This window comes from Paraglaciecola sp. (assembly GCF_039943935.1).
In the GTDB taxonomy this organism is placed as follows: domain Bacteria; phylum Pseudomonadota; class Gammaproteobacteria; order Enterobacterales; family Alteromonadaceae; genus Paraglaciecola.
In genome coordinates this window covers 286,801-299,388 of sequence record NZ_JBDUZQ010000001.1, presented here as the reverse complement: position 1 = coordinate 299,388, position 12,588 = coordinate 286,801, and the positions used below count along the sequence as shown (strand labels likewise).

Genomic DNA, 12,588 nt, shown 5'->3' with positions numbered 1-12,588 from the left:
TATTGCTGCCAGAAATACTCTGGCAGCAAATTATTAACCTTACATATTTTTTTCTGTAAATTCAGCCAAACTACTTCGCTCAACTTCATCAAAAATTAATACGCTTCCTTTTTCATAATTCCGGAAAATATTAACCGCTGCACTAGCACCACTTGATGCGGGTGTTACAAATCGATCATCAATTTGCGCAAGGTTACCAAGAACAATTGTACGGCAATTTTTACCACCTCTGCTCAGCATACCTTTCATCTGAGCGCGAGTCATATTCTGAGCTTCATCAATAATTAAAACCGCATCATCTATGGAGCGGCCACGAAAATACGCCATCGATGTAAACTCAATGTTAGCGCGGTCAATGATATGCTCAACTGTAGCACGAGTACTTTTTTCATCATTACTGTCATCTGCGTGCATCGAAATCAATGCGTCTGTAACCCCAGCCAAGAGTGGAAGAGATTTTTCTGTTAAATCACCGGGTAAAAAACCCGGGTCGTCATCCATAAAATCTCGACTTCTTACAACAACAATTTTTTTATAAATTTTTGTTTCAAGTACTTGGTGCAATCCAGCTGCAATAGCTAAGAAAGTCTTCCCTGAACCTGCTGGTCCTAATATAATATTTAAATCATAAAAGGGATCGGTCAATTGACTAAGAGCAACAGATTGTCGCGGGTTTTTAGGCGATATACCCCAAATTTTGTCTTGCTGTCTCGGCAACAATTTAGTGTAAACACTACCTTCAGCAACTTCAGTCACTAGCCCAATATGGCCAACAGCATCATACCAGTACATGTTTGCTTGCACTTCTTCATTAAAGAAGCTCGCTGGAAATTTATACACTTCCCCAGATAGTTTAAAATCTTCGTCAGATTCTAAACGATCAAATAAATCACCTTCGAACGATTGCACACCGGTATAAAGCAAGTCAACATCAGAAATCTGGTTATCAACTAATACATCTTCAGCATCAACACCTATAGTTCTGGCTTTGAGACGCATATTGATATCACGACTAACAATCGTGACCTTTTGTCCAAGCTCCTTTTGCATATAGAGCGCATAGTTAATAATACGATTGTCCGCATCACTGCCGATAGCGTGTTTTAACTCATCTGCAAAATCTATTTGAGTATCGATACCAATAAACAACTTCCCTCGCTTAGCTGATTCAGTTGAGGGTAATTCAATTCCTTTTTCCATCTCCTCGGATGTATGACCGTTAATGATATCTTCAAGCATTCTTATAACAGCACGTGCATCCTGACTTACATTTTTATCAGTTCGTTCTTTTAAATTATCTAGCTCTTCAAGAACAGTTAAACAAATATAGATATCATCTTTATATGCGAGAAGGCTTTTGGGATCATGAACCAGTGCAGATGTATCTAATACACGTGGGTTTCGGTTACCAATTGAATTTTTCATTACAGACTCTCCTTAACTCTCATCCACAGGTTTAATATTATATTTTTGTTAATAAAATCTATAATGATGTTATCCAAAAGAATTCACTACCACGTATTAAAGTTTTTTTTTTAATTGAATAACAATAGTTTTTGTTAAATTTTTGATGTTTTTTGAGGCAAATAAATTAGTTACTTCTAGGATTAGAAATAATATGATTGAAAAGGTACAGCACAAAACAATTTTAACTATGTTACTGCTCACTTAGTTTATAAATCTATTAAAGTAAGACACTTGAATATTTAACTACAACGTTAGCAAAAAACAATTAGCTTTACACCACTTTTCCATCCAATAATTCATAAAGATCATCAAGCATATGTCCAACATCATCCATTAATTCAGCACTACTAATTTGACCCGATTGAATTTTCGCTTTTAACTCCTTCACCTCATCTTTTGCAGAGCTAACTCCATATACCACTTGTGCAGCATCCATAGTTTTATTAACACCAGATAACTCACTAAATGCTAAATGAATATAAGGAGAAAGAGACTTTTCATGTTTATGCCCTGTCCAAGCCATGACTTTATCTTTAAAGGCTTTTTCAACAGCAAACTTAGCTTTAAACTCCCCTTCATCTTGCAAATTGAAAAGCTCAATTAACATTTCAATCTTGTCGGTAATAAAGCTATGCCTAAATGCATGAGCCATTAAATTTCCTGTCGCACCTATATCTTTCGCCCACTGATTAAAATAGGTGGTAATCGTATCAGGACCCAGTGGCAACCCACTATTCTCGCCTATAAACACATAACCATGATCTTCTATAGAACTCATCCCTTTTTCTTTACGGGACTTATTTACTTTTTTGAGTATTCTTGCACGATTTCGCTTTATATATTTGGCGATAGACTTCAACGTGGTCCTGTAGACAGGAACAAACCTTTCTTCTTTTTCCTGTTCAAGTGCATGTTCCCTCTGCTTAAGCGTTATTAAGCGTAATAATGGAATTTTGTCTTCGCTAGCTAATGCTTTTTCAATATCGGATACTTGAAGGTTCGCCACTTCTGAACGTCTTCCTCCAGTCGCTTTATAAGCTTTGACTAAACTCTTATTCCTTTCAACAAGATTCCTATTTTCTCCAGCAGAAATAAAAGTCATTAGCTTTTCTACATCGCTGATAGCGACAGGTAACCGCTTCTTATACTCATCTTTAGTGGGAATACATACGTGATTATAATAAGTAACTATTTTTCCATATTCCTTGTATTCACATTCCTCTACCGTCAATCGACAGCCCGATTCCGCTATAAACGACTTATCACTTAGTCTTTTTCCTATACCCACTAAAAAAGCCAATGTTTGGCGGCCAATTTTTCCTACACGAGTATTGCTTCTTACCTTCTGCCCTTTCTTTTTTCCCGTCTCGTGCTTTTCAGCCATTAACCCATTTATGAAAAGTTCAAAATAAGCATTATTCAATTCACTAAAATGAATATTATTGCTAAAACAAAAACGAATAATATGCGGCAGTAAATCAGCATTAGTTTTCGCTGTTCCACCTTTCCCTTTTAATGACCAATTTTTAGTAGTAATACCTTTCATTATGTACAAATTAGCTTCAATACATGGCAGTCCACTAGGCCAATAAAGCATAGGCATGTTCGGTAAAGTACGGTATCTATAATCGTCGCTTAGAACATTGTGAAATAATGGTATTTCCACATTCTCTAAGTTTATTCTTAATTGATGCTTTTTCATGATTTATCTAACTTGAAGCTTTTCATTAATAAGCTTTCAATTCGATTTCTCTCTGACTCAATAGTATTTAGAACTTTTTGTTCTTTCGATGATTCAGCCAAACTACCGAGGGCTTCAAGCGTAACCTCTATGGCTTTAGACAGCACTAAATTTGATGCACGAACATTTAGGAGTTGCTTTTCTAATTCATCCACCTTTAAATTCAGCCCTTCTCGTGTATCCGCCCTCACATCTCGTGTTTTGCAAGTTAGCTCTCTTTGGTATTCATCAATCGCATTTAGGGCCTTTTCTCTAAGCTTATCTAACCCACTAAACCCGTCTAATAAGGCTTGATCACAATGACTTTTAAAAGAATTTAAAGACATTGATATAAATTCATCACCTCGACTAAATTTGGCCCAGCTAGATTGAGATTGAAGTGCATTGATTAGCTCCTCATCTTTAACAAACTTCCCTATTTCTTCAGCTTCTTCAAACAATTTGAGAAAGTCATTTCTTCGTTGTATTGAAGCCAGCTTTTTTTCTTTGTTTTCAGCATGACTACTCATATTTCAATACCAAATCCATAACTTCAGCCTTACTTCCATTGGCATTGGTTACTACTGCATAATCTGCTTTTAAATCAATTACCCCATCAGCCAACATCTGCTCTAAAGAAACTAAAAGTGCTTCGTAACCGCTGTATCTTTGAGGGAGAACATGCTTATGAGCTGGTGACAATGATATAATTTCATCTTCTACATCTTCACATATCTCTTCATAAGTTCGATATTCCAAGCTATTGATGCCGAACCTATTTTTCAAAATGATTTCTAACTCACCAATCTTACTAATGTCATCGTTTTTAATACCATCAATTAGCCGTTCAGCTTGTACACCTCGTAATTCTTCCCCTGTCATTTCTTCCTTGATATAGCGTTCCAAATGAGAAATATCTGTGTGTGCCAAAAAGTACCTTAGTGTTTCACCAGCCTCATAACCATAAGACCAGTAAAAAGTCATGGCAAAGAAGCGTCTCAATTGATGCTGTCGAATATAAAGCCTTCTTGTAATACCATCTTCATCAACATAGGTACTAGTTTGAAAGTAATCACAAAAGGCATCTAGATTATCAACAAAAGACTCTGAATTTCCTTCTTTAAAAGTCAATGTATGAGAGCTTAACGAGTTAAACAACCCCATATTATCAAGGTGTTCAACCAGTCCCAACTCCTTTATTTTTGCATTAAAGGTTTGCCATTTATAAATTAGTGAAGCCAAACTATTCAATATGGGTCTACTCAACTCTTCCCTAAGAATTTCACCACCATAAGCGACACCAGACTTTCTATTATCAAAAATAAGACTAAACTCCTGATCATTTGATTCATCAGGATCTACATCCGATGGTGAGATTGCGCTCAATGGGTCCAAATCTACCAGCTCCCCCATTCTTCTTGCCATTGTCGCACCGATAACTATCTGCAATGAGCCTTGGAGGACGTTAAATAAAAAGAATAAATCTTTATTTTCTCTTCTTTTTTGATATCGATCCTTTTCTGTCGAAACATAACCGATCACCTCAACTCCCAACTCAATGATTTCAGGAGTTAAGTATTTTTTATAGCCAAAGTTAATAAACTCTAACAGCGAAGTCTCTTCTATTTCTTTGCTTCCCGCTTCAAGCATTTTGGTAATTGAATCAAAAAGAATCTCTCTATTGTCATAGATAAATTCAAATGCATTCCTCATTTGAATTAAAACTTCACCAGCACCAATTGTTAAGGTTCTACCTGCTCGCTTCGCAGGTTTTGCCATCAGAGCCTCCAAGTTTATTTCTCCAAACAAGCGGCTATTAATTTCAACAACTTCCAGCCCACTATGCTCTGCAACATGAGCAATATCTGACAATAAAAAGAAATTCTGGCGAATAGCACTAAAATAAGCATGAGAGATCCCAATCTCAGCTCTTTTATTTAAAGGGTGCTGTTTAAATTCACTGGTTTGATTATATGCAGGGTTAGCTATGATCTGATATGCCTGAGGCATGGGAAGCTGAACTCTATGCCCATAAAGCGTGTTTGAGTATAGTTTTTTGCGCAAAAATGATGCGCTAATATTTCCATATCGATGACTTCCCTTTTTAAAATCAAAAGCTCCCTGCGACATCAAAAATGCAAGTTTTCGGATTTGATTCTTATTATCTAAAACCGAGCCATCTATCGGAATTTTTTTTGATAATTTATTAATTTGTTTATCTAATTCTTTAGCACTATATGAAGATATATTCTGCTCAATATAACTAGCTAGTCGCTCTTCTGTGTCATAAACACCAACTGTTATTTTATCTTTATCGAATAAGTCAGCTAACATTGAATAAACATAGTCAGAATTCCAGTTAGAAAAATGTTTTTCCAAATGAAATTTATCCGAGTTTAATAACAGATAATCAATTAAATATAGAGTATTCCTAATTTTTTTAGATATCGTGGCTTGCGATAGTTTTTGAAATCCACTATGTAATGAAGAAGATTGAATTAACAACCAACATTTAAATGTATTGAGTAACTTATGGTGTGCTGGAGAAAGTAACTTTTCTACCCCTTCTTTACTATTAACAAACATGACATCGAAATCTATCTTAACAGCAGCGCTATCAAGTTTTATATTCCAAACTGTATCTGGATAATTCGAAAGCAGCCATTTGGGCGCTAAGATGTCAGAATCATATCCTTCAACATACTTATCAACCAACTCTTTACTTTGAAGGAAGCTCTCCAATGGTGAAAGTCCGACGACCAAACGGTGATATTCACTTTTGTTTTCAACATCAACTAATTTCATATCATCCTCTCACTCTAAAATTACTTATCGTCAACGGGTTCGCTTTGGCCTCTTGATACATATCTAGCACTTCTTCTTCAAACGACTCTGATGTGACGTCATTACTTGTCAACTGATACTCTAATTGAGTAATTATCAACGTTGATAGCTCTTCCCACGTATTGATAGTTTCAACCACATAATCTAAACGTTCAATTTCTTCACTTGTTGCCTCAAAGAAAAAGAATAATATTCGCAATAAAGGGGTAGATAAAACTATCGACCCATCCTGTTTAGGTTTTGCTTCATTAATATTAAAGACATTTCCATCTTTTACATGCCCATGCATACTATAAAGTCTATGATTTTCTAAAAACTCTTCTAACGCATCAGGCGATATATCAATAGCTTTATGCAGATGCTTAGATTCCTTCATTGCTTCATATACGATTGCATTCTGAAAAACCCTTATCCAACGATCTTTAAAATACTTCAATATTGGCAAAGGTAAATAACGATTAACCAAGTCAGCTCTTTCTTCTTTGTGCCCTAGCGCTTCACACATTTTTTTAACTGAATTGGTTTTTAAGAAAACTTCGACACCTGAGCTAGATCTCAGCCTGCTAATAGTCAACATATTGGCAACTTCTTGTGCTCTTTCTTTAGATACATGTGAAGATCGCAAAGATAAACTTCTCGTAAATACAGAACTAGATGTTATTTTCTTTAAATTTGTAATACCTTTGAGCTTAGCTGGCAACTTTTCCAAAGAAGCTATCAATAACATATACTGATAGTCATTATTGCCTTGGCGCTTCAAAAATTCCCTCGCCAATTTTGTATGTTTAATAATACGTTCAACAATAACTTTGGAAGTATCGTTTAACTTAACTATCTGTTCTGCATTAACTGGACCTCTGCGTTTTTTAACACTTCGAATAACCCAGCCATCTTTCACTTTTACATAACCTAATGGTTTTCCACCGTCATCATAAAAGCGCCAGTTCAATAACCATGACTCAGTTATTTTAGGGTGTTCATGTACAAGTAATAATAAAAGAGGGTATAGAATATGATAGGTGGGAATACTTAAGATTTTGTTGAGGTATTCAGTTTGATCTCGATAACCTAAAAACGTTGAATAGCCACCACTTTTTGCGGGTTGTCCCCACAAAAAATGACTAAACGTTGCACAAGCTATTGCTTGTTTTTGAACGATTGAATCATAATCTATAACATCGCCAAGTTCTTTCGGTGCAGCAATAGCTGCATATTGTTCAAAACGTTTTAGCCTTCTATAATTAATCTCACTTGCTCTTTTAGATGTGCTGATCACATGACCTATATCTCTTCGAACGTCCTTAAGCACTTCTTTTATGGCTTGCTTATCAGTTCGTTCAAGTGGAATTTTCGTTAATAATTTATGGTTAAAAATACCGGAACTACACCCTTCAGACTTTTCCATTGAATTATGAGAGCCTGATAATGTGATAGCCTGTCTAAATCTAGGCACAGGAAGTGAAAAAATAGGTTCGTCAAAAATAGAATACGTTATTAAGCACTCTCTATAAATGCTCATTTTTGTCGACCAAGCTTTTACAAATGCGCTTCCATCCAATCCTTTCTCGATATGACTTTTCAGCTCTATATTGAAGATAACGGAAAGATATTTGACCGCCAAACTAGACTGTAGATACTGCCTAAGGGTAGGAAAATCATCAGCTAATTTTATAAAGTATTTAAACAAGCCTTTAAAGTGCTTTATATGGCTTTGAGCCGTCTGTTCTTTAACCTTACGACAAAAGCGTGAAAGTGCTGAAAAAAGTTGCTCAGCTACTTTGTCACCATAAGCTTCTCTAATAAAAGAAAATTCTACTGATATTTTGTTGCCTGTATTATCTTCTAGTAACCAGCCTGAAAAAAAGCCAAGCTTTTCATCGTTAACTCCACTAAAGCTATCAAGTATTTTTTGAACATCGGTATGTACTTTTACCTTAGATAACACTGGAAAAGTCAATTCTACATTTGCCTTTTCAGCAACATGAACAAACACTTGAACCATGTAAGTACTGTAATTGTATTTATGAATAAGAGAGCCATCTAGTCTTTCATAAATAAAGCCAATCACTGATGAAAGATAACGGTCAATTTCGCTGCCACTATTGAATGACTTTAACGTTAAGTACTGTTCAGTAGAATAAAGATATGCGTCAAGAATTTTTAGAACAAGAGAATAACTCTTTTGTGCTTTGTCAGTGCAACTTAGTTTATGCTCTTCAAATGTAGCTCGTTGCGGTTCTGATAATACTTTAAAAGGAAACTGCGATAATATTTTTGTATTGATTAAATTTGTCATTAGGATAAAACTTTTCTTTTATCCAGACTACCATCATTCTTTGACAGTTATCAATAAAAATAAAAACTTAAAATAACACCTCAAGCAGCCAAATACGGCAACTTATTATCTTTTTGACAACCACTGTAAATTAGGAAATACTCTGTACCCGGTAAGAATCCAATAGATTCAGCAATTTCAGGTGTGCTTCGGGTGACAATAATTTTGTCATACATGTTCTTCTCAACAACCATTTCTAAGGCTGCGGCTAACGCTAGCAATGTCTTACCACTACCAGCTGGGCCAGTAAGCACAACTAAGTCAATATGTGGGTCAAGTAAGGCGTGTAATCCCATTGCTTGACCAATATTTTTAGGATGAATCCCCCAAGCCTTATGACTCATAAGTCTGTCATAGCCTAAATCTAACACCTCTAGATAATCGCCATTAATAGACTCAACAACTCCTCCAAAGCTCTTACTCTCATCAATTAAAAACTCATTCACGTAAGCTTCTGGCAGTACTTTTCTGTCGATTGTGTGAATTGTATCTCGGCCTTCGGTTCGGCTATCCACAGCCTTAACTACATCCCAAAAATTACCAGGGAATTCGTGATATCCCTTTGATAAATATTTAATGTCGGTAACAAGTTGATCGGTACGATAATCTTCAACATGAGCAAGTCCAGCGCCTTTCGCTTTCAGCCTCATGTTAATGTCTTTAGTGACTAAAACAATATGCGTCGGATGTTGTGATTTTTGAAGATAAAGTGCGCTATTAATAATTCGATTATCATTTTCATTACTGGTAAAGACCTGTTGAGACACTGGCATGCCATGATCAACAAAAATAGACAATTTACCTGTAGGGGCGGTTTCGCCAGCACCAAGCCCCTTCATAGATACCCCTTGCATCAACTCTTCTGGGGTAGCTTCATGGAGCAAATCTTCCATTGCTCTAATGGAAACCCGAGCATCTCGTGCGACATCTTTTTTACTGTCTTTAATGTAATCGAGCTCTTCGAGGACTGTCATGGGAACAACAACATCATGTTCTTTAAAAGATAAAAAGGCGAGAGGTTCGTGGAGGAGAATATTGGTATCTAAAACATAAATTTTTGAATCTAGTGCTGCTTTTTTTTGCATCCGGCGCTCCTAAATTTACAGATAAGGGCCTGCCAGCTAAAGCGTATTTTGATTGACACTAGATGTAGTAAACAACTGAGTTTAATTATCTATGCCAAACACACACATTTAACTACAGGTTTACGATTGGGTTATTACCCTAACTAATTATTACGTTAGTTGACACCAACAATAAACCACTTTCTTCTCACAATCATCTACTTTTAAACAGTATAAAACTTTATTTTTGCTACAATGCGCGCCGTTTTAGCTTTAGGTGTTGAAAAAGTCCTGATGGCCAAAAAATTTATGAGTGAGGATACAAATGGCAAAACAAGATAGTTTAGCGCCGGGGCAAAGGTGGCTCAGTGACACTGAGGCAGAATTAGGCCTGGGAACCATAGTATTAATAGAGGCACGCACTGTTACTGTATTATTTCCCGCAACGGGAGAAAGCAGAGTATATGCATCGCAAACCGCGCCACTCACTCGTATAAAATTTTCAGTTGATGACATTGTAAAAAGCCATGAAGGCTGGGAGCTTGTTGTTGAACATGTTGAAGAAATAGATGGGCAACTAATTTACATAGGATCCCGCACTGATAACCAAGAATCTGCAATTCTGAAAGAAACGTTCATAGACCATCATTTTCAACTTAACCAGCCAGAACAACGCCTACTTAATGGTCAGTTCGATGACCCTAAGTGGTTTGCCTTACGAGAGCAATGTTTAACCCATCAATTCAACCATAGCACTTCGCCTTTACTAGGTTTTGTTGGCGCAAGAGTCGACCTTATTCCACATCAGTTGCATATTGCATCAGAAATAGGACAACGCCATGCCCCAAGAGTGTTATTAGCCGATGAAGTAGGGCTAGGTAAAACCATTGAAGCCGCTTTGATTATTCATCAACAATTACTAACAGAGCGAGCCCAGAGAGTATTAATTGTTGTGCCCTCTAGCCTAGTTCATCAGTGGTTAGTAGAAATGTTACGCCGAGTTAACTTGGCGTTTTCAGTGTTTGATGCTGAGCGGTGTGAAGCCATGGCTGAAGATGCCAGCAACCCCTTTGAAGCAGAACAATTAATCATTTGTAGTTTAGATTTCCTGACCCACAACAGTCGTTACTACCAGCAAGCATTAGAAGCGCAGTGGGATTTAATGGTTGTAGATGAAGCCCATCATTTAACCTGGTCAGAAGGACAGCCTTCTCAAGAGTATCAAGTGATTGAAGACCTAGCTAACGTTACCAAGGGAGTATTACTACTGACAGCTACACCTGATCAGCTTGGCCATGAAAGTCATTTTGCACGTTTACGTTTACTTGATCCCGCTCGTTTTCACGATTATCACAGCTTTGTAAACGAAGAGAAACAATACAGTAAGTTAGCACAAGCGATTAACCCATTATTGTCAGGTGATTCGCTGTCTGATGAAGATATCGACGCTATCGCTCAATTTGCAGATAAAGACATGCTGCAAGGAATCAATAATGCAACAACAGAGCAAAAAGCCAAACTGTTGCACACCTTATTAGACCGCCATGGTACAGGGCGTTTACTATTTAGAAACAGCCGAGCTGGAGTGAAAGGCTTCCCGAAACGGCAAATATTTAGTCATGCCTTGAGCTTGCCAAAGGAATATGCGGCCATACTTGCCAATGAACCAGAAAACATCCAGCTACAGCTTACCCCTGAGAGGCACCCAGACTTAGTCAATACCTGGACTGATATTGACCCAAGAGTAGACTGGTTTATATCTCAGCTAAAGTCATTAAAAGGTAAAAAGGTATTAACTATATGCGCTAATGCGAGCACGGCGTTGCAACTGTCTGAAGCTTTACGGATAAAAGCAGGCACCCGCTCTACCGTATTCCACGAAGGCATGAGCATAGTTGATCGTGACAGAGCGGCAAATTACTTTGCGCAATCCGATGATGGCGCACAGGTACTTATTTGTAGCGAAATAGGTAGTGAAGGTAGAAACTTTCAGTTTGCCCATCATTTGATTTTGTTTGATTTACCCTTAGTCCCAGATTTACTAGAACAAAGGATTGGGCGTTTAGATCGTATTGGTCAAAAATATGATGTGTGTATCCATGTTCCTTATTTTGATATGAGCGCACAGCAAGTGTTGCTTGATTGGTATCACCAAGGATTAGGGGCTTTTGAACATACTTGTCCAACCGGCATGACAGTTTACGAAGAAACCCAAGAGCTATTGCTTGAATGTATTCAGCATCCCGAGAATACAGACAAATGTTTTCAGCTAATAAATCAAACCGCCTTACTTCATAAAGAATTAAAGAAACGTCTAGAACAAGGCCGCGACAAACTACTAGAACTTAACTCATCTGGACATGGACGGGTTGAACAATTTTTGACACAAATTAACGATGCTGAAGACTCACCTACCCTTGAGCTATTTATGACACGGTTATTTGATAGCTTAGGTATTTTGCAGGAAGAACATGACGAAAGCTGTTACTTGCTAAAACCTACCGAAAAAATGATTGGGCCTTTACCCGGGCTAGATGAAGAAGGCATGACAGTTACCTATGAAAGACCCACAGCAACTCTATTAGAGCATGTACACTTTTTAAGTTGGGACCACCCAATGATCCAACATGCAATGGATACCTTAACAACCGATGTCACCGGAAAAAGCGCTGTCGCCCTATGCCAAGATAAATCTAAACCAGCAGGAAGTTACTGGCTAGAATGTTTGTTTGTACTTTCAGCCAAAGCAGATAAAGGCTTGCAACTCGCACGATTTTTACCACCCACTCCGATAAAGGTATGTGTAGATGCAAACTTACAATTGACTGATAAACACTTCACTCGTTTAGATCCAGTATTACCTAAAATGGGTAACCAACTCATTAATGCTTTAAAGTCTCAACTTGAAAAATGTTTAGAGCATAGTCACCAGCATGCTGAAAAAAGTGCACAGACTATAAAGTCACAGCGTGTCGCACAAATGAATGAATTATTAAATGATGAACTGGCAAGGCTTAAAGACTTGCAACAGGTTAACCCTGCCATTCGTGATGATGAAATAGAGCATGTTGCCAAGCAAATCAATAACTTAGAAAAAGTTATGTCTAACGCTAAGTTACATTTAGAAGCCGTTCGCTTTATTGTGAACAACCCCTAAT

Annotated in this window: 6 protein-coding genes and 1 pseudogene; 1 reads left to right on the top strand and 6 read right to left on the bottom strand. The window is 37.2% G+C overall.

Annotation, left to right across the window (positions count from 1 at the left end):
• Nucleotides 1–39: 39 nt before the first annotated feature.
• From ABJD71_RS01295 to ABJD71_RS01270, 6 genes and pseudogenes are all read right to left on the bottom strand, one after another.
• Nucleotides 40–1,425, bottom strand: coding sequence for a PhoH family protein (locus tag ABJD71_RS01295; protein ID WP_348163346.1), 1,386 nt, complete (start codon nucleotides 1,423–1,425; stop codon nucleotides 40–42).
• A gap of 313 nt (nucleotides 1,426–1,738) precedes the next feature.
• Complete coding sequence (locus ABJD71_RS01290; protein ID WP_348163343.1) at nucleotides 1,739–3,169, bottom strand: tyrosine-type recombinase/integrase; 1,431 nt, start codon at nucleotides 3,167–3,169, stop codon at nucleotides 1,739–1,741.
• Complete coding sequence (locus tag ABJD71_RS01285; protein ID WP_348163340.1) at nucleotides 3,166–3,717, bottom strand: hypothetical protein; 552 nt, start codon at nucleotides 3,715–3,717, stop codon at nucleotides 3,166–3,168. The genes ABJD71_RS01290 and ABJD71_RS01285 overlap by 4 nt, the downstream gene beginning before the upstream one ends.
• Nucleotides 3,710–5,992 (bottom strand): hypothetical protein, encoded by a 2,283-nt coding sequence (locus tag ABJD71_RS01280; RefSeq protein ID WP_348163337.1) that lies wholly within the window; start codon nucleotides 5,990–5,992, stop codon nucleotides 3,710–3,712. Before ABJD71_RS01280 ends, ABJD71_RS01285 begins: the two co-directional genes overlap by 8 nt.
• A 1-nt stretch (nucleotide 5,993) precedes the next feature.
• Complete coding sequence (locus ABJD71_RS01275) at nucleotides 5,994–8,327, bottom strand: hypothetical protein (protein WP_348163334.1); 2,334 nt, start codon at nucleotides 8,325–8,327, stop codon at nucleotides 5,994–5,996.
• Nucleotides 8,328–8,467: 140 nt separating this feature from the next.
• Nucleotides 8,468–9,451: pseudogene (locus ABJD71_RS01270) on the bottom strand (PIN domain-containing protein); the annotation flags it as partial.
• A 304-nt stretch (nucleotides 9,452–9,755) separates the two neighbouring features.
• On the opposite strand from ABJD71_RS01270, the gene rapA reads away from it, so the two are divergent.
• Nucleotides 9,756–12,587, top strand: coding sequence for an RNA polymerase-associated protein RapA (gene rapA, locus ABJD71_RS01265; RefSeq protein ID WP_348163331.1), 2,832 nt, complete (start codon nucleotides 9,756–9,758; stop codon nucleotides 12,585–12,587).
• Nucleotide 12,588: the final 1 nt, after the last annotated feature.